Genomic DNA, 23,341 nt, shown 5'->3' with positions numbered 1-23,341 from the left:
CTACTCGACCAACGGAACTTGCGACGCGCGCCCACCGGCGGCCCCGACACGCTCGCCGGCGCTCGCTACTCGACCAACGGAACCGGCGGGACCGGAATCACCAGATACGCACACGCTCCGACGGGTCCAGCCAGAGCCCGTCGCCCGGCTCGGTGGCGAACACCTCGTGGAACTCGTCGAGGTTGCGCACGATGTTGGCGCGGAACTCCGGCGGGCTGTGGGGGTCGATGGTGAGGTACTGCTGCTCCTGCTCCTTGCGGCGCTTGGTGCGCCAGCAGTAGGCCCAGTTGGAGAAGAGCGCGCGGCGCTCCTCGACCCCGGCGTCGGGGTCGGCGATGAGGAACGCGGTGTGGGCGATCGTCAGGCCGCCGAGGTCGCCGACGTTCTCGCCGACGGTGAGCGCGCCGTTGACGTGCTCGCCGGGCAGGTTGCGCGGCTCGAAGGCGTCGTACTGCTCGATGAGCGCCTTGGTGCGCTCCTCGAAGGCCGACTTGTCGGCCGCGGTCCACCAGTCGTTGAGGTTGCCGAGCCCGTCGAACTGCGCACCCTGGTCGTCGAAGCCGTGGCCGATCTCGTGGCCGATGACGGCGCCGATGCCGCCGTAGTTCTCGGCCAGCTCGCCGTCGGCGTTGAAGAACGGCTTCTGCAGGATCCCGGCGGGGAAGCAGATCTCGTTGGTGCCCGGGTTGTAGTAGGCGTTGACGGTCTGCGGGAGCATGAACCACTCGTCGCGGTCGACCGGCGAGCCGATCTTGGCCAGCTGCCGGTCGGTCTCGAAGGCCGAGCTCGCGAAGACGTTGCGGAGCAGGTCGCCGGGCACGATCGTGAGGCCGGAGTAGTCGCGGAACGTGTCCGGGTAGGCGATCTTCGGCCGGAACGTCTCGAGCTTCTCGAAGGCCCGCTGCTTGGTGTCAGCGGTCATCCAGTCGAGCTTGGCGATCGAGACGCGGTAGGCGGCGAGCAGGTTGGTGACCAGGTCGTCCATCTGCGCCTTCGACGAGGGCGGGAAGTGCCGGGCGACGTACTCGCGCCCGACCGCCTCGCCCAGCGCGCCCTCGACCAGCGCGACGCCACGCTTCCAGCGCGCGCGCAGCTCCGGGGTGCCGTTGAGGGTGCGGCCGTAGAAGTCGAAGTTGGTCTCGACGAGGTCGTCGGTGAGGTAGGGCGCCGACATCCGCAGCACGTGCGAGGTCAGCCAGGCGCGCCAGTCCTCGACGGGGGTGCTGGTGAGCACGGTCTCGAGGTGCTCGAAGTACGACGGCTGGCGGACCGTGGCCTCGAAGAGGAGGTCGGCGGCGGTGGTCCGGCCGGCCGCGACGTTCTTGACGTAGGCGTCCCAGTCGAAGGAGGGCGTCAGCGCGACGATCTCGTCGTAGGTCTTGAGGTTGTAGGTCTTCTGGACGTCGCGCGTCTCCGACCGCTCCCAGTGACCGGCAGCCAGCGCGGTGTCGATCGCGAGCACCTTCGCGGCCCTGTCGGCGGCGTCCGGCACGTCGGCGAGCGCGAGCAGCCGCTCCAGGTAGGCGACGTACTTCTCCCGGATCTCGGCGAACTTCTCGTCGCGGTAGTAGGACTCGTCGGGCAGGCCGATGCCGCCCTGGAGCAGGTTGACGACGTAGCGGTCGGAGTTGCGGTCGTCGGAGTCGACGTAGGAGCCGAAGAGGCCGCGCCCGCCGAACCGCTCGAGCTCACCGAGGAAGGCGGCCAGGTCACGCACGTCGGTGACGCCGTCCACCGCGTCCAGCATCGGGCGTACGCCGGACAGGCCGGCCGCCTCGATCGCGTCGGTGTCCATGAAGGCCGCGAAGAGGTCGCCGATCTTCTGTGCCTCCGAGCCCTGCGGCGCCTCGCCGGCCGCGAGCTCCTCGATGATCGCGTGGACCTGCTCCTCCGCGATGTCGGCGAGCTGCACGAACGGTCCCCAGCTGGACCGGTCGGCGGGGATCTCCGCGGTGTCGAGCCAGGTGCCGTTGACGTGGCCGAAGAGGTCGTCCTGGGGCCGGATGGATTCGTCGAATCCGGGACGTGCGTCGTCGAGAGTGCTCACGGCCACACTCTAGACAGCGCTCCGCAGGGAGAGGTCTCGACACCGGCCGCTGCGCGTCCGGGCTCGACCGGCGAAAGGCGTCAGCCGGGGTGGACTATTTCGTTCATCTCGAAGTGCATCGGGTCGGTGTAGTGCCAGCGACCGCCCCAGGTGAAGCCCCAGTGCTCGAAGATCGCGACCACGCTGCGGTCCATCTGGCCGGCCGTGCCGCGCTGGTTGCCGGGCACGTTGATGTCGAGCGCCAGCCCGAAGGCGTGGTTGGAGAGGGAGTGGGTGCCGGCGATGTAGCGGGGGTAGTAGCAGCCGGCGTACTCGCCGGGGTGGATCTTGTCGGCCAGGCCCTGCTTGACGACGTCGGCGAGCGCGGCCTCGAGCTGCGGCATGAGCGCCTTGTTGCAGGTGACCCGGCCGAGGATCGGCACCGTCTCGGTGACGATGTGCGTGCGGACCCACTCCGCCGACGGGATGACCTGGCCGCCCACGACCCGGTAGGTGTAGTTGCCGACCGCCTGGGCGATGGCGCCGACCGGGTTCGGGACCTGCACCGCCTGGGGGTCGACGCCCAGCCGGGCGGCGATGTCGAGCCGCTGGACGGACACGCCCTTGCCGACGATCTGCTGGATCGGCGTCGCGACGCGGTCCGGCGCCGTCGCCGTCGTGGTGACGAGGAGGGCGTTGCCGAGCTTCATCCCGAGCGCCTTGCCCCACTTCTCGTTGACGACCGCGTCGACGGCGCCGGTGATCTGCGGGGCCCAGGCGCCCAGGTGCACGCTCGGGGCGTCGGCGTCGGCGCCGAGCTTGATCGCGCCGTTGGCGTCGGGGGCCAGCACGCTCTGGAGGGAGGGGTCGACGGCCACCTCGCCGCCGGCGACCCGGTCCCACAGCTCCTGGTTGTCGGCGGACTGGACCTGGGTGAAGTTGCGGTAGGTCGACGGGTCGACGGCGACCACCTTGAGCAACCGGTCCTCGACCGACGGGTTCGCGATCGCGATCTGGGCGACGCCCGTGACGCCCTGGGTGTGCCGGATCCGCTCGACCACGTCGTCGGGGATGGTGTCCTGGGCGACGACGAGGATGTCGGCCGGCACGAGCGGGCCGGACCGTGGGCCCGGGGGCGGGACGGCGTGGGCCGGGTCGGCCACGGTCGGTGTCGGAGAGGTCGAGGCGGTCGGCGTACCGGCCGTGGATCGCGTGGACGACGACGGGCTTGCGGACGGGTCGCCCGTCGAGCTCGCGTCGGTGCTCTGGCAGGCGGCGAGCGCGAGCACCGCAGCGAGAGCGGCCGCGAGCCGCACCCCGTGACGCCTACCCATGCCTGACCTCCCCGGCCGTCCACCCTAGAGGGTGCGACCACAGGGTCCGTCAGCCCGTCATGCCCACGTCACCCGGCTCGAGGTCGCCCAGTTCGCGACCTCGACCCGGTCGGCGCCGCGGTTCCAGAGCCGGAGGTAGAGCTCGACGGCCGGCCCGGTGAGCGTCCAGTCGCCCTCGGCGACAGGGCCCGTACGCCGGCTGCTGACCGCGGGCTCGTGGGAGAGCCGGACCTCCCACCACTCGTCGCGGTCGTCCGGCGCGACGACGAGGACGGCGGGCGTGTCGGTGCGCAGCCGTGACTTGTTGCGGGTGAGGAATCCGCAGAGGAGCTCGTCGATGCCGTCGGCCGCCAGCTCGCGCCCCCAGTCGTCACGAAGCCAGACCTCCTCCGCGCGCGGAGCGCGACCCAGCGACGCCGCCAGCGCGTCCACGGCGTGGATCGTCGTCTCATGGCACTGCCGGCGCGCCCAGAACTCCTTCGCCGCCGGCGCGTCGTTGAGGAAGACGACCGTCCGCACGTCGGCCGGCGCCCTCGTCCACGAGGTCACCAGGTCGATGGCGCCGTCGGCCAGCCACTCCAGCGGATCCGACGCGGTCAGCCCCTCGCGCTCGAGCGCATCGGCGTCGGCGCGCTCCCCGCGCAGGCTGGCGGCCGCCCAGCGGTGAACCATGCCCTGGTGGGCGACCACGCCGCGGACCGACCAGTCCGGACAGGTCGGGACCGGCGCGGCCAGGCCGGCCCGGTCGGCGTACCGGACGAAGGCGAGCATGGCCTCGCGGAGCCCGTCGAGGTGCCGGGCGGCGGTCAACTGGGTGGACACGGGGTCAGCGTCTCAGTGCGGAGCCGCTCGCCGCCGCCTATTTTGGAGGGATGACGAGAACGCGGGCGTTCGGGATCGACTTCGGCGGCACGGGGATCAAGGGGGCACCGGTCGACCTGGTCGCCGGTGGGTTCGCCGCCGAACGGGTCCGGATCAAGACACCGGAGAAGGCGATGCCGCAGGACGTCGCGAAGGTGTTCGTGGAGCTCCTCGCGCAGTTCCCGGAGAGCGACGAGCCGATCGGAGTGACCGTGCCGGGCGTCGTACGCCACGGCGTGGTGCTCTCCGCCGCCAACATCGACCACTCCTGGATCGGCACCGACGCGGACAAGCTGCTCACCGAGGCGACCGGTCGCGACGTGCACGTCGTCAACGACGCTGACGCCGCCGGGCTCGCGGAGGTGCGCTACGGCGCGGCTGCCGGTCAGCGCGGTGTCGTGATCGTGACGACCCTCGGCACGGGCATCGGCTCGGCCCTCATCAACGACGGCGTGCTGGTCCCCAACACCGAGCTCGGCCACCTCGAGATCGACGGGCACGATGCGGAGTCGCGCGCCGCCAACAGCGCCCGCGAGCGCGAGGAGCTGTCGTGGGAGCACTGGGGCCGGCGGCTGACGAAGTACTACCGGACCCTGGAGAAGCTCTTCTCGCCCGACCTCTTCCTCATCGGCGGCGGCGTCTCGAAGGATTGGGCGGAGTTCGGCCACCACATCGACATCTCGACGGAGATCAGGCCCGCCACGCTGCTCAACAAGGCCGGCGTCGTCGGCGCCGCGCTCTACGCGGCCGAGTCCGACTCATCCGGAGGCCATTGAGCACTCCCCAGCGATTTGCACTCGTACCGGCCATAGTGCAAACTGCACTATGTGGCGAATAGTGCAAACCCGTCGAAGCGCGAGCTGACCGCGCACGCCATCGCCCTGTGCGCGCAGCGCCTCGCCGACGAGCACGGTCTCGACGGCTTCACCATGGATCAGCTCGCCGAGGCCGCCGGCGTCTCGCGTCGCACGCTCTTCAACTACTACCCCGGCAAGCTCGACGCGGTGCTCGGCGAGGACAAGGAGCCCGATCCTGCGTTGTTCGCCGCCTTCACGGCCGGTGGCCCGACCGGCGAGCTGATCGGTGATCTCCGGCTGCTCATCACCGGGTTCTTGGAGGCCAACGAGACCGACGCCGAGGCGGTCGCCCGGTTCCGCCGGCTGCTGGTGGCCGACCCGCGCATCTTCCATGCCGCGCACGGCCGGTTCGAGCGGGCGACCGCTCACTTCACCGAGCTGATCGGCACGCGCGCCGACGCGGGCCTGGGCGCCCGTGAGGCCGGCATCCTCGCTCGGCTGATCCTCTCGCTCTTCGACCAGGCCCTCGCCGACTTCGTCGAGGACCCGGAGAGCGGGCTCACCCACCACTTCAACCAGACCTTCGAGACCGTGCAGCGCCTGCTCGGCCGATCCGACAACTGAGGAGCCGCCACCGTGGCCACCCTGCTCTACCGACTCGGCAAGACCGCCTACCGGCGCTGGCCGATCTTCCTCGCGGCCTGGCTGGTCGCACTGATCGGCGTCGGTACCGTCGCCGGTGCGCTGTCCAAGCCGATGTCCGACAGCTTCAGCATCCCCGGCGTCGCCTCGGTCGAGGCGGCCGAGCTCCAGCAGGAGCTCTTCCCTGACTCCGCCGCCGTCGACGCGCCCAGCGCGACGATCGTGGTCGCCGCACCGGAGGGCCACACCCTCGCCGAGAAGTCGTACGCCGGCGCCGTGACCGGCCTGGTTACCGGCCTGGGTGGCCTCGCGGACGTGCCGGACACCGTCGTCGGCCCGGCGCAGGCCGCCGCAGGGATGCAGGCGCAGGTGACCGCCGGGATCGACAAGGCCCAAGCCGCTGCCGAGGCCGCCGGTCAGCCGTTCGACCGCGACGCTGCCGTCACCCAGGCCCAGACCCAGGTCGCCGCGGCCACACCGCTGTCCGAGGACGGCCGCATCGGCACCATCGACTTCACCTTCGACGTGCCGGAGGTCACCGACGTCACCCCCGGGATGCAGGACGGGGTCACCGCGCTCCTGGAGACCGCCCGGGACGCCGGTCTCACCGTCGAGGTCTCCGGCCAGGCGATGCAGTCGATGGAGCAGGGCGGCGGGAGCTCAGAGCTCATCGGCATCGCTGTCGCGCTGCTGATCCTCGCCATGACCTTCGGCTCGCTGGTCGCGGCCGGGATGCCGATCCTCACGGCCGGCATCGGCGTCGGCCTCGGAATCTCCGGCATCACCGCGATGACGGCCGTCATCGACGTGCCGTCCAGCACGACTGCACTCGCGAGCATGCTCGGACTTGCCGTCGGCATCGACTACGCGCTGTTCATCCTGGCCCGCTACCGCAGCGAGCTCGAGCACACCGATGACCGCGCCGAGGCCATGGGCATCGCGGTCGGCACCGCCGGCTCCGCGGTCGTCTTCGCGGGCCTGACGGTGATCATCGCCCTGGTCGCGCTCAGCGTCGTCGGCATCTCGTTCCTCACCGCGATGGGCATCGGCGCCGCGGCGACCGTCGTCGTCGCTGTGCTGGTCGCCCTGACCCTGATCCCCGCCGTGCTCGGCATGCTCAAGACGAAGGCGTTCGGCGGCACCTTCCGCCGCTACGTGCCGCGGCGCCAGGCCAACGGCCGCGTCGTCAACAACGGGGCACGCTGGGCGCGCCTCGTCGGCAAGGCACCGCTCGCGTGGGTGCTGCTGGTCGTGGTCGGCCTCGGCGCACTGGCCATCCCGGTGAAGGACCTGCACCTGGCGCTGCCGACCGACAGCACCGCGGCGAAGGACACCACCCAGCGCAAGGCCGCCGACCTGATCACGGAGGCGTTCGGCCCGGGCCGGCTCGCCCCGATGCTGGTGGTGGTCGACGGGCGCGGGATCGACTCTGCGGAGCAGCGGCAGGCGGCGTACCAGCAGGTGACCGCCTGGGCCGCCCAGCAGGACGACGTGGCCAACGCCCTGCTCGCGGGGAGCAACGAGAACGGCGCGATGATCATGGTGCAGCCGTCCTCCGGCGCGGAGGACGAGAGGACCGAGCAACTGCTCAGCTCCCTACGCCACGGCTCCCCCGTGATCGAGGCACAGACCGGCGCCACGGTCGGCATCACCGGCTTGACCGCGATCCAGAGCGACGTGTCGAAGAAGCTCGCCGACGCGCTCCCGATCTACCTCGGCATCGTGATCGGGCTGGCGTTCCTGCTGCTCGTCATGGTGTTCCGGTCGCTGCTGGTGCCGCTGACCGCGACGCTCGGGTTCCTGCTGTCGGTCATGGCGACGCTCGGCGCCACCGTCGCGATCTTCCAGGAGGGCGCCTTCGGGTGGTTCCCGGGTCAGCCGATCGTCAGCTTCATCCCGATCTTCCTCATCGGCGTGGTGTTCGGCCTCGCCATGGACTACCAGGTCTTCCTGGTGACCCGGATCCGTGAGGCGCACGTCCACGGGGCGTCGTACCGCGAGGCCGTCGTCGACGGGTTCCGCAACAGCGCCCGCGTCGTGACGGCAGCCGCGCTGATCATGACCGCGGTCTTCTCCGGCTTCATCTTCATGGACGAGCCGATCATCAAGTCGATGGGGTTCGCCCTCGCGTCCGCCGTCCTCTTCGACGCGTTCGTGGTGCGGATGGTGCTCATCCCGGCGCTGATGTACCTCATGGGCGAGAAGGCGTGGTACCTCCCGAAGTGGCTCGACCGGATCCTGCCCAAGGTCGACATCGAGGGCGAGAGCCTCGAGCGGGCGCACCTGCGCGAGCAGTACCGCGACGACGACGAGGAGCTCGTGGGCGTCTGACGCGACCCGTCCGGCGGGGCGTCATCCCTCAGGGATGGCGTCCCGTCGGGCATCTCAGTGCAGGAAGGTGAAGAGCGGGCTGTCGTAGGGGATCTTCTCGATCACCAGGCTGGTGGCGGCCATCCGCTCGAGCAGACCGTCGATGCCGGCCGCGGAGTCCAGGTCGATGCCGATCAGCGCCGGTCCGGTCTCGCGGTTAGACTTCTTGATGTAGTCGAAGACGACGATGTCCTCGCCCTCGGCGAGCACGTGGTCCAGGAACCCGCGCAGCGCGCCCGGCTCCTGGGGGAAGCTGACCAGGAAGTAGTGCCGCAGTCCCTGGTGGACGAGCGCCCGCTCGAGGACCTCGGCGTAGCGCGAGACGTCGTTGTTGCCGCCGGACACGATCGCGCCGATGCGGTCGCCGGCGGAGACCTGCCCGGCGGCCGCGAGCTGGGCGAGGGCGGCGGTGGCCAGCGCGCCGGCGGGCTCGGCGATGATGCCGTCGACCTGGTAGAGCTCGAGCATCTCGGTGCAGATCGCGCCGACCTCGACGGCGATCACCTCGTCCACGAGGTCACGGATGACGGGGTACGTCGCCCCGCCGGCCAGGCCGACCGAGGCTCCGTCGACGAAGGTGTCGAGGTCGTCGAGGCGGACCGGTCCGCCGTCGGCGATCGCCGCGCTCATTGATGCGGCCCCCACCGGCTCGGCGCCGACGATCCGGGTGGCCGGCCAGGTGTGCCGCACCCAGGTCGCCACGCCCGCGAGCAGCCCGCCACCGCCGACGGGGACGACGAGCAGGTCGAGCGGGGAGCCGGCCGGCTCGGCCCGCGCGACCTGTTCGGTCAGCTCGAAGCCGACGGTGCCCTGGCCGGCGATCGTGCGCGGATCGTCGAAGGGGTGCACGTAGGTCGCCCCGGAGCCGTCGGCGTGGGCGTGCGCTGCGGCCGACGCCTCGTCGTAGGTCCGGCCGGTCAGCTCCAGCGTCACGTGGTCACCGCCCAGCGCGAGGATGCGCTCGCGCTTCTGACGGGGCGTGTTCGTCGGCACGACGATGTGGGCCTGCGCCCCGAGCCGCGCGGCGCTGATCGCGACGCCCTGGGCGTGGTTGCCCGCGCTCGCGCAGACGACGCCTCTGCCGAGCTCCTCGGGGCTGAGCGAGCTCATCAGGTGATAGGCGCCGCGGACCTTGTAGGACCGGCCGAGCTGGAGGTCCTCCCGCTTGAGCAGCACCTCGGCGGCGTACCGCTCGGAGAGCCGCTCGGACCGCTCCAGCGGGGTGCGCCGCGCGATGGTGCGGGCAGCTGCGTCGGCGATCTTCTCGGGCATGACGCTCACCTGCACGAGTGTGCCGCACGGGGCGGGCCGATGCGGCCGGGGGTCGGTGGGTACCAGCGGCAGGCGGACATCGAGCGAGGGAGAGAGCAGTGACTGACGAGCGGGCGAAGTTCGTGGAGCTGATGAAGGACCTGCCGATCGGCATGATGACGACGTTCGGCCCGGACGGACCACGCAGCGTGCCGATGGCGCGGCAGCAGGTCGAGCCGAGCGCCGAGCTGTGGTTCATCACCGCGCGGAACACCCGGCACGTCGACGACGTGGTCCGCGAGCCGAAGGTCTCATTGACCTTCTCCTCCCGCGACTCCTGGGTGGCGATGACGGGTCGCGCCGAGGTGGTCGACGACCGGGCCAAGCTCGAGGAGCTGTGGAACAGCTTCGCCGAGGCGTGGCTGCCCGGCGGCCCCGAGGACCCGAACGCCGTCGTGCTCCGGGTCGACGTCAACGAGGCGGAGTACTGGGACACGCCGGGCGGCACGATCGCCTCGGTGATCAGCCTCGCCAAGACGAAGCTGACCGGCGACACCTACGACACCGACCACGGGACGCTGAAGCCCTAGCCTCCCCGGGGGCGCGCACCGGACGCCTCGGTTAACCGACGCACACAAGTCGGTAACTCCGGATGGGCCCAACGCCAGCTGGCCCTACCGTGCGCGGCATGAGACGCATCTCACTCGTCGTCGCCACGGCTCTTGCCGCCGCGACTTTCGCTGCCGCGCCGGCTCACGCCGACCAGACCTTCACGGGGTCCCTCACCACGTCGGACCCTCAGGCGGTCATCACCCAGCCGGACGACACCACCCAGGCCTGCTCCTTCGCCGGTGGCGCGACGGCGCCGGCTTACGTCGATCAGGTGACCCTCCCGGCCCAGATCGCCGGCACTCGCTCGTTCGTCCTGCACGTCGGGTCGACCTCGATGGTGTTCGCCGTGCTCTACGTCTACCGCAACGGCGTCTGCGTGGGCGCCGACTACACGCCCGACAACGCTCAGGAGGCCTCCGCAGGCGTCATCGACGTCGATGGGATCACCTTCGCTGCCGGCGACAACATCACGGTCAAGGTCGCGGGCGTGCCTCCCCTCGACTGGTCGCTGACCGTCGTCCAGCCGGAGCCCGTCAAGGGCTCGGCGCGCAGCGCAGCCAGCGGGCGGGGCGCGAAGTTCGTGACGCTTCCGGCGGCGATGTCGTGCCAGACGCACTCCGCCGTCCTGAAGTTCTCCCGCAAGGCGAAGAGGAGCGCCGCGAAGGCGGTGGTCAGGGCCAACGGCAAGAAGGTCAAGCAGATCAGGACGTTCAAGCCGCGCAAGCGTGTCGTGGTCAAGCGCCTCCCGGCCGGCGCGACGCTCTCCGTGGTCGTGAAGCTCAAGAACGGCAAGAAGGCGACCGTCCGCCGCTCGTACTGGTCCTGCTGACAGCGACCCTTGAGTCCCTCGACCACCCAGGGGTGGTCGAGGGACTCAACCGTCCTCAGGCAGGCACCCTCGCGAGCGCGGCGAGGATGTCCTCGACCCGCTGCTTGGCGTCACCGAACAGCATCTGGGTGTTCTCCCGGAAGAACAGCGGGTTCTGCACGCCGGCGTATCCGGCCGCCATCGAGCGCTTGAACACCACGACGTTCTTCGCCTCCCACACCCGCAGCACGGGCATGCCTGCGATCGGGCTGCCCGGGTCCTCGGCGGCCGACGGGTTGACGGTGTCGTTGGCGCCGATCACGAGCACCACGTCGGTCGAGGCGAGGTCGTCGTTGATCTCGTCCATCTCCAGGACGATGTCGTAGGGCACCTTCGCCTCGGCGAGCAAGACGTTCATGTGCCCGGGCAGACGGCCTGCGACCGGATGGATCCCGAACCTTACGTCGACCCCGCGCTCACGGAGCCGGCGCGTCAGGTCGGCCACGGGGTACTGCGCCTGGGCCACCGCCATGCCGTAGCCGGGCGTGATCACCACCGACGACGCGGACGTGAGCAGGTCCGCGACGCCGTCGGCGTCGATCTCGCGGTGCTCGCCCTCGATCTCCGCGGTTCCGGACGCCTCGATGCCGAAGCCGCCCGCGATGACCGAGATGAAGGAGCGGTTCATCGCCTGGCACATGATGTAGGACAGATAGGCACCGCTCGACCCGACGAGGGCTCCGGTGACGATCAGCAGGTCGTTGTTCAGCAGGAAACCGGAGGCCGCCGCCGCCCAGCCGGAGTAGCTGTTGAGCATCGAGACCACGACCGGCATGTCGCCGCCGCCGATGCTCGCCACCAGGTGCAGGCCGAGCGCCAGCGCGAGGACCGTGACCACGACGAGCAGCCACAGCTGCGGGTCGCTCACGAACCACGCGGTCAGCGCCGCGAAGACGACCAGCGCCCCGACGTTCAGCAGGTTCTTGCCGGGCAGCACCAGCGGGCTCGACCTGATCCGCGCGGACAGCTTGAGGAAGGCGATGATCGAGCCGGTGAAGGTCACCGCTCCGATGAAGATGCCGACGATGACCTCGGCGTGGTGGATCCGCACGAGGCTGCCCTCGACGAACCCACGGTGCTCGACCTCGAGGAAGCCGTTCCAGCCGACCAGCACCGCGGCCAGTCCGACGAACGAGTGCAGCAGCGCGATCAGCTCGGGCATGCCGGTCATCTCGACGATGCGGGCGCGCCACAGCCCGATCGCGGCGCCGATCACGACGGCGACGAGGAGCAGCACGATGCTCGTCGTGCCACCGTTGTCGACGTACTCGTCGGAGGTGGCGACGTCGATGACGAGGCCCAGCGTGGCGACCAGCGCGATCGCCATGCCGCCGATGCCGAACCAGACGCCGCGGCGCGCGGTCTCGTGCCGCGACAGGCCGGCGAGGGACAGGATGAAGAGCAGGGCGGCGACGAGGTAGGCGGCGCCGGCGATCGAGGAGGCGGTCATCGCACATCAGCCCTTTCGGAACATGCCGAGCATGCGTCGGGTCACGGCGAAGCCGCCGAAGACGTTGATGGAGGCGAGGAGCACGGCGATGAAGGCCAGCACCCGGATGGCGGTGTCGTCGGTGGCCAGCTGCAGGAAGGCGCCGACCACGATGATCCCGGAGATCGCGTTGGTGACGCTCATGAGCGGCGTGTGCAGCGCGTGGTGCACCTTGCCGATCACGTAGTAGCCGACGACCACCGCGAGCATCAGCACGGTGAAGTGCTGCGGGATCGGGTCGGGCGCGGTGGCGTTGACGAGGAAGAGGACGGCCAGGCCGAGTACGGCGAGGGCGAGCCTCGTGATCGGCGAGACGGGCTTCTTCGGCTCCTTCTCAGGGGCCCTCTCGGCCGGTGCGGCCGCAGGGGCCGCCGAGACCTGGACGGGTGGTGGCGGCCAGAGCTTCTCGCCCTCGCGGGTGACGGTGATGCCGCGCTGCACGACGTCGTCGTGGTCGAGCACGACGGTGCCGTCCTTGGCCGGCGTGAGCAGCTTCATCAGGTTGACCAGGTTGGTGCCGTAGAGCTGGCTGGCCTGGGTGGGCAGCCGTCCGGCCAGGTCGGTGTAGCCGATGATCGTGACGCCGTTGTCGGTGACGACCTTCTGGTCGGCGACGCTGCCCTCGACGTTGCCGCCCTGCGCGGCGGCCATGTCGACGACGACGCTGCCCGACTTCATGCTGGCGACGTCCGCGGCGGTGATGAGCTTCGGGGCCGGACGGCCGGGGATGAGTGCCGTGGTGATGATGATGTCGACATCGGCGGCCTGCTCGCTGTAGATCTCGGCGGCGCGCCGGTCGTAGGCCTCGGAGGTCGCCTTCGCGTACCCGTCCGACGACACCATCTGCTCCTCGACCTCGACGGCGAGGTAGTCCCCGCCCAGCGACCTGACCTGGTCGGCGACCTCGGGCCGCGGGTCGGTCGCGCGGACGACCGCGCCCAGCGACGACGCGGCGCCGATGGCGGCCAGGCCCGCGACGCCGGCACCCGCGACGAGGACCTTCGCGGGCGGCACCTTGCCGGCCGCGGTCACCTGACCCGTGAAGAAGCGGCCGAACTCGTGGGCCGCCTCGATCACCGCGCGGTAGCCCGCGATGTTGGCCATGCTGGAGAGCACGTCGAGCGACTGGGCGCGGCTGATGCGCGGCACCGCGTCCATCGCCAGGGCGGTCACGCCACGCTTGGTCAGCTCGTCGACCAGCTCCTCGTTGAGCGCCGGGGCGAGCAGGCTGACGTGGATCAGGCCTTCGCGCAGCAGCCCGAGCTCGTCCTCCGACGGGGCGTTCACCCGGAGGACCACCTCGCAGCCCCACACGTCGGAGAGCGATCCGATGGTGGCTCCCGCGTCGGCGTACGCCTCGTCGGCGAAGCTCGAGAGCTCGCCGGCGCCGCGCTCGACGACGACGTCGTACCCCAGACCGATCAGCTGCTTCACCGTCGCCGGCGTGGCCGCGACGCGGGTCTCGCCGGGGCGACTCTCGCGGGGCACTCCGATGCGCATCAACCAGTCTCCTTCGTCCGAGGCGTTCCTGCCGGGGCAGGTGCAAGGCACCCTGCCAGCGATGCCGGCTCCTCGGAAGAGTGCCCACCTGTTGAGCGGCCATGAGATCGATCCAAAGAGACCGGTCTCACAGGCCCGCTGGTCAGCGCGGCGCCAGGATCCGCAGCTGCAGCATCGCCGCGAACCGCTGCTCGGGGTCGTCCAGGTCGAGGCCGCTGACCTCCTGCAGCCGCCGCAGCCGGTAACGCAGCGTGTTGGGGTGGATGAACAGCGCGGCCGCCGCCGCCCGGACGTCGCCGAGCGCGTCGAGCCAGGCCTCGAGGGTCTCGGCCAGGCCGGAGTCGTTGCGGTCGTCGTACTCGAGGAGACGGGCGATCGGGCCGACCGGCCGCTCCCCGCGTGCAGCGGCCAGGTCACGCAGCTCGAGCAGCAGCGACTGGGTGTGCACGTCGGGCAGCCGCGCGACCGGGCGGGTGGCGTGGCCGTCGCGCAGCACCCGCAGGACCCGTGTAGCGGTCGCCCGTGACTCGGTGATGCCGCTGACGTCGACGGCGACGCAGCCGACGCCGACCACCGCGGGCAGCCGGGTGCCGAGCCGCTCGCAGAACTCCTCCGCCAGCCGGGCGGCGCGCTCCTCGAAGTCGCTGCCGTGCCCACCGACAGCGACGGGGAGCAGGGCGTAGGCGATGCCGCCGACGACGGCGACCGCCGACGTCGGGACCGAGGCGGAGAGGTGGACGCTGAGGGCGTCGGCGAGGCGCTCGAGGTGGCTGGTGTCGCCGGCGGCCCGCTCGGCGTCGTCGGAGAGGCCGGGCCCGTGGGCGGGCAGCCCGAGGGCGAGTACGACGACCTGCTTGCCGGCGAGCCCGAGCCGGCTCAGGGCGTCGCGCGCTCCGGCGCCGCCCTCGAGGGCCGTGCTGACCAGGTCGGTGCGCAACCGCCGCTGGACGTCGGCGCCCGCGCGGACGCGGAGCATGTGCAGCGCGACGAGCTTGGACGCGTCCTGGAGCGCGGCCGTCCGCTCGGGGGTGATCTCGCCCTCCATCGCCGCCCAGATCGAGCCGAGCACCTCGTCGCCGGCGCGGACCGCGATGGCCACGCGCTGCATGCTGATCGAGTCGGCACCGAGGTCGGCCGGGTTGACGACGACCGGGCGGTGCTCCCGGTAGAGCTCGCGGAAGACACCGAGGTCGGTGAGCATCTTGGCGTACTTCTCCGGCACCTGCCGCCCGATGATCGTCTCGACGCGCGACGGGTCGACCTCGTCCTGGCGACCTGAGAACGCGAGGACGCGCGAGCTGCGGTCCTCGATGGTCACCGGCGCGTCGAGCAGCGCCCCGACCGCATTGGCGACGGCGAACAGGTCGCCCGACGGCAGGCCGCCGATCGACTCCGACTCGGTCGGCCCGAGATCGCCCTCGGCGAGCAGCGAGCGGAGCAGCGCGGTCAGCTGGGCCCAGGTCGCGCCCCGGCGCAGACCGAGGAGGGCGAGGCCGGACTCCTTGACCGCGTCGCCGAGCTCGTCGGTGAGCGCGACCGGAGCCCTCACGATCAGCCCCACCGCGCCGCGCTGCCCGACGTCGCGCACGAGGGCCGGCAGGTCGCTCCCCCGGACGCCGACGCCCAGGACCAGCGCCGACGGGGGCTGCACCGGCTCGTCGTCGGGGTCGTGGATGACGATGCCGCCGATGTCGCCCTCGTGCGCGGGGTCGCCGGCCACCAGCTCCAGCAGCGAATCACCCAGGTCGTCGAGGACCCGGCCGAGGCTGGCGCGGGGGCGTTGGCTCACGGGGCTCAGGATAGGTCTCTCCCGAGGGGTCGATCCCTCAGCACCGAGGGGTCATTCCCTGAGTGCCGAGGAGTCGATCCCTGCATTCCGAGGAGTCGATCCGCCGACGCCGGTGACTCCTCAGTGCTCACGTAATGACCCCTCGGTGCTGAGGGATTGACTCCTCGGCGAGAGATCAGAGGGAGATCCACTCGGTGCTGGTGGTGACGGAGTCGAGGATCTCGGGGATCGGGGTGACGCCGAGGCCCGGGCCGGTGGGGACCTCCATGTAGCCGTCGGTGATCGTCAGCGGGGCGGTGATGTCGGTCTTGTAGAAGCGGTCCGACGCCGAGATGTCGCCCGGGAGCGTGAAGCCCGGCAGCGCGCCGAGGGCCGCGTTGGCCGCCCGGCCGAGGCCGGTCTCGACCATCCCACCGCACCAGACGGCGAGCCCGTGCGCAGCGGCGAGGTCGTGGATGCGGACCGCCTCGAGGTAGCCGCCGACGCGACCCGGCTTGATGTTGATGATCGAGCAGGCGCCGAGGGAGATGGCGGCCGCCGCGGTCTGGGCCGAGACGATCGACTCGTCGAGGCAGACGGGGGTCTTGATCTGCCGCGCGAGCTCCGCGTGGCCGAGGACGTCCTCCTCCTCGAGCGGCTGCTCGATGAGCAGCAGGTCGAAGGCATCGAGGCGGGAGAGGTGGCGGGCGTCGCGCAGCGTGTACGCCGTGTTCGCGTCGACCTGCAAGAGCAGGTCGTCGCCGAAGCGCTCGCGGACGGCGCGGACCGGCTCGACGTCCCAGCCCGGCTCGATCTTCAGCTTGATGCGGACGTAGCCGGCCTCGAGGTAGCCGCCGACCACGTCGAGCAGGTGCGGGATGCTGTCGTAGATCCCCACCGAGACACCGGACGGGACACGCGCGTGGACCGCACCGAGCTCGCGGGCCCACGACCGGCCGGCCGCGCGCAGCTCGGCGTCGAGGACGGCCATCTCGAGGGCGGCCTTGGCCATCCGGTGGCCCTTGAACTTGTGCAGCACGGCGTTCACGGCGTGCGCCCCGTGCCGCAGCAGCTCGTCGGAGGACTCCGACAGCGCGGGCAGGAGGAAGCGGCGCAGCACGTCGGCGGTGGCGTCGACGTACTCGGAGGAGTAGAGCGGGTCGGACATCGCGACGCACTCGCCCCAGCCCTCGCCGTCGGCGGTCACGGCGCGCAGCAGCAGGATGTCGCGGGCGGTCTGGGTCCCGAACGACGTCCGGAACGGCGAGACCAGCGGCATCGCGATGCGACGCAGCTCCACGCCGTCGATCTTCACGTTCACGGTGAGACGTCTCCTTCGTGCGGCAGGACGAGGTAGCCCTGCTCCTTGTCGAAGCCGGCGACGCTGCCGCCGGCGGCGAGGGCGGACAGCAGCTGGTCGCGGACCTTCGTCCGCCAGCCGCGGGCCTGCTCGGGGTCGGTGAGGCGCAGCGCCTCGATGTCGCGCGGCACCTGGACCCAGGACGCGGCGGCCCCCGACGGGACGACCGGCCGGACCGTCCTACCCGCGCTGGCGGCGACGACCGATGCCGAGGCGAGGTCCCAGTGGACGAGGATCCGGTCGGTCTCGTCGTCGCGGTTGATGCCGTCGTCCATGGTGCCGTAGAAGTCGGGGAGGTACTCCGCCACGTGCGCGCCGAGCTTGGCGAGGTTGAAGTAGGCGTTGCGGGCGACCAGCGGGTCGTAGGTCCACTCCATCAGCTCGATGCCGCGGTCCAGGCACCAGGCGCGCTGGTGCAGCTTGAGCGCGAATCCCACGTGGCGCCCGGCCATCGCGGTCGTCACCCCGGCGATGTGGCTGTGCATCGCCCGGGCGGCGGGCGTGGAGTGGAAGCCGACGCAGACGCCGACCATGGCGGCGTCCCCTCCGGCACCGTCGAACGCGGCGGCCACGTAGCTCTCCGCCTTGCCGAGCGCACGGAGCAGCTCGGCGCTCATCGGCGGGTTCTCCGGCACGCCCCAGATCCGGCCGAGGACGGCGGCCGCCTCGCGCAGCTCGCCCAGGTCGCCCAGCTCACGCACGACGACGCGGGACGCGGTCGCGGCGGACTCGAACGCCGACCAAGCGGTGCTCGCCTCAGGTCCGGTCATCGCTTCCCCCCAGAAGATCGCGCAGCAGCCCGTGCACGAGGACGGTACGGTCCACGAGCCGGTCGACGAGCAGGTGCTCGTCCTCGGCGTGTGCCCCACCGCCGACCGCGCCGAGCCCGTCGAGGGTGGGCGTGCCGACCCCCGCGGTGAAGTTGCCGTCGGAGGCCCCGCCCACCGAGGCCCGGGTGAGCAGCGGCAGCCCGAGCCGCGCCGCGACCGCCTGCGCCCGCTCGAAGAGCGGCAGGGAGGAGGACTCCTCCAGGGGCGGGCGGTTGATGCCACCGTGCACGCGCACCTCGGCACCCGGCAGGACCGGCGCCAGCGCGTGCAGCGCGGTGTCGACGCGCTCCAGCTCCGCCATCGACCACGCGCGTACGTCGACCGCGAACCGTCCCCAGGAGGGCACTGTGTTGACGGTGTGCCCGGCGGTCGCGACGGTCGGCGTGACGGTCGTGCCGAGGTCCTTGTCGCACAGCGCCGCGACGAGCTGTACCTGGTGGGCCAGCTCGAGGGTGGCGTTGATGCCCTTCTCGGGCTCCAGCCCGGCATGGGCAGCCCGGCCGGCGACGTCGACCTCGTAGAGCGACGTCCCCTTGCGGCCGGTCTTCAGCGCGCCACCGTCGGCGGAGGCCTCCAGGACCAGCACCGCCGAGGAGCGGAGCGCCTCCGCCTCGATGAGCGCGCGCGAGCTCGCGGAGCCGAGCTCCTCGTCGCCGGTCACCAGCAGGGTCACGCCGTCCCGGCCCCCGTCACCCAGCCCGTCACCCAGCCCGTCACCCAGCCGGTCATCCAGCCCGTCATCCAGCCCGTCATCCAGCATCGCGATGGCATGCATCGCCATGACCAGCCCGGCCAGCATGTCGAAGCAACCCGGGCCGCGCAGCACGCCACCGGTGACGTCGAACGGCTGCCGCGCGAGCGTGCCGATCGGCCACACCGTGTCGTGGTGGGCGAGGACCAGCACCCGGCCGTCGGTCCGGTCGGCGCCGAAGGTCCAGCGCAGGTGGTGCACGCCGTCGACGACGATCCGCTCCGGCGCGACGCGGAGCCGCTCGCCGCCGAGCCGCGCGACGAGGTCGGCCGACCGCTCCACCGCGGCCAGGTCGCTCGACGGCGACTCGCACTCGACAAGCTCCCGGAGGTCGGCCAGGAGCAGGTCGAGCGCCGGGACCGGCCGCAGCGACGACGCGGTGCTCATGCAGTCTTCTTCGGAGTGGCGCGCGCGCCGAAGTGGATGTACTCCTCGCCGGTCGGCAAGGAGTAGAAGCGGACCGGGTAGTAGGCGGCGCTCTTGTCGGGCTTGACCGCGAAGAGCGCCTCGCCGACCGGGATCAGCTCGTGCACCTCGGGGTCGCCTTCGCCGGACGCCTCGGCGACGGGCCCGGAGACCGTCGTGCGCAGCCAGGTCTTCCCGTCCTCGACGTAGACCTCCTCGAGCACCGACTCGCGGGCGTAGGTGCCGAGGTACGGCGTCGGGTCGACCTCGACCGGCTCGCTCGGGATCTCGAACGGCGCGGGCAGGTGGACGTCGACGAGCGCGGCGAAGATCTCCTCGTAGAGCTCCTGGTAGAGCGGGATCGCGCTGCCGAGGTTGGTGTTGACCGAGACCGCGATGCCGGCCTCCGGCAGCAGGCGCAGGAAGGCCGCCTGGCCGATGGTGTTGCCGTCGTGGCCGATCGCGCGGTGACCGTTCCAGTCGCAGCGGAACCAGCCCAGGCCCCACGAGTCGCCGAGCAGGATCTTCTCCGGGCACTCGGTCTGGTACTGCGCCATCGCGTCGACGCTGGCCTCCGAGAGGACGCGGGTGCCGTCCTTGGCCACGCCGCCGGTCAGGTGCATCCGGGCGAACGCGAGGACGTCCTCGGCACGCGACGTGATCAGGCCGGCCGGTCCGACCGAGCGCGGCAGGCCCCAGACGGGCGCGATCTGGGGGTCGTCGCCGCCCTGGAGGTGGCCCATCGCGTGCGCGAAGACCATCGCCTCCTCCGGCAGCGTCGTGGTGTGGGTCAGGCCGAGCGGCGTGAACAGCCGCTCCTTCAGCGCCTGGTCCCAGGTCTGGCCGGTGACGACCTCGATGATCCGGCCGAGGAGCGAGAACCCGGAGTTGCAGTAGGACCAGGTGGCACCGAGCGGGTGGTTCTGCGCGGCGTGGCCGAGCTCGGCGACGTACTTCTCGAGCGCGTCGTCGCCGCGGCCGGTGTCGGTGAAGACGTCGCCGTCGATGCCGCTCGTGTGGGTGAGCAGGTTCCAGACGGTGACCTCCTGGTTGACCTCCGGGTCGCGCAGCGAGAGCTCGGGCAGGATCTCGACCACCGGGGTGTCGAGGGAGAACTTGCCCTCGTCGACCAGCTGCATGACGACCGTGGCGGTCCATACCTTCGAGACCGACCCGATCTGGAAGACGGAGTCCGGCGTGGCCGGCTGGCCGGTCCCGGCGTGCAGCACGCCCGTCGCCGTCGTGAAGAGCTGGTCCTCGGCCCCGTCCTCGCCCAGGACGAGGATGCCCAGCTGGGCGCCGGGGATCCCGTGCTTCTCGACGAGCTCGGCGAAGCGGCTCTCCCAGTGGGCGGTGTCGATCTTCTTCTCAGCGGTCGTGCTCATGCTGCGCTCCTTGCTGCCGGCGTACTGGTTCACCCAGTCGGCGACCCGGCGGTAGTAGTCGATCCGGTGCGAGGGCCGCCCGGCGAGGATGAAGATGTGGCTGGCGCCCGGGTAGAGCACCATCCGCGTCGGCACGCCGCGCTCCCTCAGCGCGTAGTGCCACTGCTGCGCCTGCCCGACGGGGCAGCGCACGTCGTCGGCGCCGTGGAGCACCAGCGTCGGCGTGGTGACATCGTGGACGTGCGAGTACGGCGACATGGCGGCCAGCAGCTCGCGGTCACGCCACGGCAGGCCGCCGATCTCGAGCGCGGCGAGGAAGTGCGCATCGTCGCTGGTGCCGCTGATGCTGGTCAGGTCCGAGACGACCCCGCCCGGCACCGCGGCGGCGAACCGCTGGTCGGTGGCGGTGAGGTAGCAGGTCATGTAGCCGCCGTAGCTGTAGCCGGTGACGGCCAGCCGGTCCGCGTCGACGAGCCCCTCCTCGACGAGCCGGTCGACCGGCTCGAGGAAGTCCTGGGCGTCGTTGATCCCCCAACCGCCGTGCAGCGCGTCGTAGAACGCCTCGCCGTAGCCGTCGCTGCCGCGGGCGTTGAGGACCAGCACGGTCCAGCCCTGGGCGACGAGCTCCTGGTGGTAGAGGTGCATCTCGTCGGCGGCGGCGTTCCACGCGTTGTGCGGCCCGCCGTGGATGTCGAGCAGCAGCGGCGTGGCGCCCTGCGCGTCGGGCGACCGCATGACCCAGCCCTGCACCACGGTGCCGTCGGAGATGGTGAAGTCGCGGCTCACCCGGGGCGCGAGCTCGACGTGGGCGAGCGAGGCACCGTGGTCGGTCCGGACGGTCGTCGCTCCGGTGGTGAGGTCGACGAGGACGACCTCGCCGAAGGAGTCGGGGGTGCCGAGCGCGACGGCAGCGATGGGACCGGCGACGGACAGTCCGCTGACGACGTCGCCGTCGCCGCCGAGCACGAGCCGGCCCGGCCCGCCGGCGAGCGGCACGGCGTGGAGGTGGGTGCAGCCACGGTCGCGGACGGCGAAGAGGGCCTCGTCGCCGACCACCGCCGGGACGGTGCCGGGGTAGGCCGGAGCGCCCGGCATGACGTTGCGGTCGAGCTCGGCGGCCAGCTCGCGGGCGTCGCCGGTCTCCGGGTCGACGATCCAGAGCCGGGCGTGCCCGCGCATCTCGCCCGCCCAGCCGACGACGAGCAGCCGCGATCCGTCGGGGGTGAACGACACCGTGGCGGCGTACCCCTCGGAGAAGGCGACGACCCGGGGCTCGCCGCCACCCGCCGGGACGACATGGACCGCGCTGCGCATGTCGAGGTCGGAGTCGCCGGCCCTCTTCGCCGTGACGGTGAGCGAGGTGCCGTCCGGCGACCAGGCGGGGCTCTGCACGTGCTGGTCGAGCGTGGTGACCCGTCGGACGGCGCCCGTGGCGACGTCGACGACGTGCAGCTGGAGGCGCATGCCCCGGACGTAGCCGAGGCCGTCGGCCTGGTAGCCGACGCCGTCGGTGACGATCGGGGCGTGCGCGCGCCGCGCCCTGGCCTCGTCGTCCTCGCCCTCGGCCGCGTCGCCGTCGACGGGCGCGGCGAACGCGATCCGCGTCGAGTCGGGGCTCCACACCGGTACGCCGGCACCGAGCGGGAGGCCGGTGAGCCCGATCGGCTCGCCCCCGGACACGGGCAGCGTCCACAGCTGGCCGTCGCGGGTGAACGCGATCGTGGCGCCGTCCGGGCTCCACGCCGGGGCGTCGTCCGCGGTGCCGTGGGTCAGGGGGCGCGGCGGCTCGCCGTCCGCGGCCAGCCACAGCGACGTGACCGCGGCGTCGGCGTCGAGGTCGTGGCGGCGGACGACGTAGGCGACGGCGGTCGCGTCCGGCGAGAGCGTCGGCTGGGAGGGCACGACGAGATCGGCGAGGTCGTCGATGCGCATCGGCCGGGTCATCGGCGTGCCCCGGGGATCGCCGCGAGCAGCTCGCGGGTGTAGTCGTGCCTCGGCCGCTCGAGGACGTCGGCGGTCGGCCCCCGCTCCACGATCCGGCCGCCGGACATGACGGCGACCTGCGTCGCGACGTAGCGGACGACCGCGAGGTTGTGGGAGATGAAGAGCATCGAGAGGCCGAGCTCGCGCTGCATCTCGCGGACGAGGTTGAGGACGGCGCCCTGGACCGAGACGTCGAGCGCGGAGGTGATCTCGTCGGCGATGACCACGCTCGGGCGGCCGGCCAGCGCGCGGGCCAGCGCCACCCGCTGCCGCTGGCCGCCGGAGAGCTGGCCGGGCAGCAGTCCGGAGCGGTCGGGGTCGAGGTGGACGAGCTCGAGGAGCCGAGCGATCTCAGCCTGGCGGTCCCGGCGGCTGAGTCGCTCGCCGGTCGCCGGCCGGAGCGCCTCGGCGATGCTCTCGCCGATCGTCATCCGGGGGTCCAGCGACGAGAACGGGTCCTGGAACACCATGTTGATGCGGAGCGCACCCCGTCGCCGGCGTCCGCCCGGTCGCAGCGGCTCTCCGTCGAGCAGAATCCGGCCGCCGTGCACCGGGGCCAGCCCGACCGCGGCCTTCGCGAGCGTCGACTTGCCGGAGCCGGACTCGCCGACGAGGCCGACGATCTGCCCGTCCGGGACGGTCAGCGAGACGTCGTCGAGCACCGTGCTGGCGCCGTAGCGGACGGTCACGCGGTCGAACTCGAGCGTGCTCATCGCGCGACCTCCTCGCCCGGCGCCTTGGTCTCGATACGCTCGCTGGCGCTCGCTACTCGACCAGCGGAACCATCGCCGGTGGTCGAGTAGCCCGAACCATCGCCGGTGGTCGAGTAGCCCGAACCATCGCCGGTGGTCGAGTAGCCGGAACCATCGCCGGTGGTCGAGTAGCCCGAACCATCGCCGGTGGTCGAGTAGCCGGAACCGTCGTCGGTGGTCGAGTAGCCCGAGCCCCTGGGCGAGGGCGTATCGAGACCACCGGCGGTCCCGATGCTGAGCAGCTCGACCTCCTCGGCGGTGTGCCAGCAGGCGACCCGGTGGCCGGTGCCGTCGTCCCGGAGGACGGGCTCCTCGGTGCGGCAGCGGTCGTTGGCGATCGGGCAGCGGGCGGCGAAG

17 protein-coding genes and 1 pseudogene are annotated in these 23,341 nt (G+C 71.7%); 5 read left to right on the top strand and 13 right to left on the bottom strand.

The annotated features are described in order from the left end of the window. Positions 1-97: 97 nt before the first annotated feature. From BM236_RS18125 to BM236_RS18115, 3 genes are all read right to left on the bottom strand, one after another. The gene (locus BM236_RS18125; protein ID WP_091126637.1) at positions 98-2,047 is read right to left on the bottom strand and encodes a M13 family metallopeptidase; all 1,950 of its coding nucleotides are present in this window, start codon (positions 2,045-2,047) and stop codon (positions 98-100) included. Between the two features lie 80 nt (positions 2,048-2,127). Further along, on the bottom strand, positions 2,128-3,360 hold the full coding sequence (locus BM236_RS18120) for a M15 family metallopeptidase (RefSeq protein WP_091126630.1): 1,233 nt from the start codon (positions 3,358-3,360) through the stop codon (positions 2,128-2,130). A 57-nt stretch (positions 3,361-3,417) separates the two neighbouring features. Next, entirely contained in the window at positions 3,418-4,182 is a 765-nt protein-coding gene (locus BM236_RS18115) for a maleylpyruvate isomerase family mycothiol-dependent enzyme (protein WP_245750421.1), read from the bottom strand. A gap of 50 nt (positions 4,183-4,232) precedes the next feature. Here BM236_RS18115 and ppgK point away from each other — a divergent pair, with 50 nt between their 5' ends. The 3 genes from ppgK to BM236_RS18100 are packed head-to-tail and all read left to right on the top strand — an operon-like array spanning position 4,233 to position 7,991. Beyond that, positions 4,233-4,997, top strand: a complete 765-nt coding sequence (gene ppgK, locus BM236_RS18110) for a polyphosphate--glucose phosphotransferase (RefSeq protein ID WP_091126629.1) — start codon at positions 4,233-4,235, stop codon at positions 4,995-4,997. 51 nt (positions 4,998-5,048) lie between these two features. Next, a complete protein-coding gene (locus BM236_RS18105) occupies positions 5,049-5,642 on the top strand; it encodes a TetR/AcrR family transcriptional regulator (protein ID WP_091126628.1) in 594 nt (197 codons plus the stop codon). 12 nt (positions 5,643-5,654) lie between these two features. Beyond that, entirely contained in the window at positions 5,655-7,991 is a 2,337-nt protein-coding gene (locus tag BM236_RS18100; protein WP_091126626.1) for an MMPL family transporter, read from the top strand. 54 nt (positions 7,992-8,045) lie between these two features. Here BM236_RS18100 and ilvA read toward each other — a convergent pair whose 3' ends face one another. Continuing rightward, positions 8,046-9,302: a threonine ammonia-lyase IlvA gene (gene ilvA / locus BM236_RS18095; RefSeq protein WP_091126625.1), complete on the bottom strand. Its 1,257-nt coding sequence runs from the start codon at positions 9,300-9,302 to the stop codon at positions 8,046-8,048. A 98-nt stretch (positions 9,303-9,400) separates the two neighbouring features. On the opposite strand from ilvA, the gene BM236_RS18090 reads away from it, so the two are divergent. Both BM236_RS18090 and BM236_RS18085 read left to right on the top strand, forming a co-directional pair. Further along, entirely contained in the window at positions 9,401-9,871 is a 471-nt protein-coding gene (locus tag BM236_RS18090; protein ID WP_217645407.1) for a pyridoxamine 5'-phosphate oxidase family protein, read from the top strand. A gap of 98 nt (positions 9,872-9,969) precedes the next feature. Next, positions 9,970-10,722 carry a hypothetical protein gene (locus BM236_RS18085; RefSeq protein WP_091126623.1) on the top strand — a complete coding sequence of 251 codons (753 nt, stop codon included), beginning with the start codon at positions 9,970-9,972 and terminating at the stop codon, positions 10,720-10,722. A gap of 55 nt (positions 10,723-10,777) precedes the next feature. Here the strand turns inward: BM236_RS18085 and pntB are convergent, their stop codons facing one another. The 9 genes and pseudogenes from pntB to BM236_RS19145 form a co-directional block, all read right to left on the bottom strand. Beyond that, positions 10,778-12,211 carry a Re/Si-specific NAD(P)(+) transhydrogenase subunit beta gene (pntB, locus tag BM236_RS18080; protein ID WP_091126621.1) on the bottom strand — a complete coding sequence of 478 codons (1,434 nt, stop codon included), beginning with the start codon at positions 12,209-12,211 and terminating at the stop codon, positions 10,778-10,780. Positions 12,212-12,217: 6 nt separating this feature from the next. Continuing rightward, positions 12,218-13,750, bottom strand: coding sequence for a Re/Si-specific NAD(P)(+) transhydrogenase subunit alpha (locus tag BM236_RS18075; RefSeq protein WP_091126620.1), 1,533 nt, complete (start codon positions 13,748-13,750; stop codon positions 12,218-12,220). Between the two features lie 142 nt (positions 13,751-13,892). After that, a complete protein-coding gene (locus BM236_RS18070; RefSeq protein ID WP_245750420.1) occupies positions 13,893-15,539 on the bottom strand; it encodes a PucR family transcriptional regulator in 1,647 nt (548 codons plus the stop codon). A gap of 175 nt (positions 15,540-15,714) precedes the next feature. Further along, positions 15,715-16,839, bottom strand: a complete 1,125-nt coding sequence (gene menC / locus BM236_RS18065; protein ID WP_245750419.1) for an o-succinylbenzoate synthase — start codon at positions 16,837-16,839, stop codon at positions 15,715-15,717. Next, positions 16,836-17,648, bottom strand: a complete 813-nt coding sequence (locus BM236_RS18060; protein ID WP_091126617.1) for a hypothetical protein — start codon at positions 17,646-17,648, stop codon at positions 16,836-16,838. The genes menC and BM236_RS18060 overlap by 4 nt, the downstream gene beginning before the upstream one ends. Then, entirely contained in the window at positions 17,635-18,846 is a 1,212-nt protein-coding gene (locus BM236_RS18055) for a M20/M25/M40 family metallo-hydrolase (protein WP_091126615.1), read from the bottom strand. The genes BM236_RS18060 and BM236_RS18055 overlap by 14 nt, the downstream gene beginning before the upstream one ends. Then, the gene (locus BM236_RS18050; RefSeq protein WP_245750418.1) at positions 18,843-22,181 is read right to left on the bottom strand and encodes a serine hydrolase; all 3,339 of its coding nucleotides are present in this window, start codon (positions 22,179-22,181) and stop codon (positions 18,843-18,845) included. The genes BM236_RS18055 and BM236_RS18050 overlap by 4 nt, the downstream gene beginning before the upstream one ends. Before the next feature lie 8 nt (positions 22,182-22,189). Beyond that, complete coding sequence (locus BM236_RS18045) at positions 22,190-22,945, bottom strand: ABC transporter ATP-binding protein (protein ID WP_091126612.1); 756 nt, start codon at positions 22,943-22,945, stop codon at positions 22,190-22,192. After that, positions 22,942-23,341 (bottom strand): annotated as a pseudogene (locus BM236_RS19145) (hypothetical protein); the annotation flags it as partial. The gene BM236_RS18045 and the pseudogene BM236_RS19145, both read right to left, overlap by 4 nt.

The organism is Nocardioides terrae, assembly GCF_900112345.1.
Taxonomy (GTDB): domain Bacteria; phylum Actinomycetota; class Actinomycetes; order Propionibacteriales; family Nocardioidaceae; genus Nocardioides; species Nocardioides terrae.
This window is presented reverse-complemented; position numbering and strand designations above follow the sequence as displayed.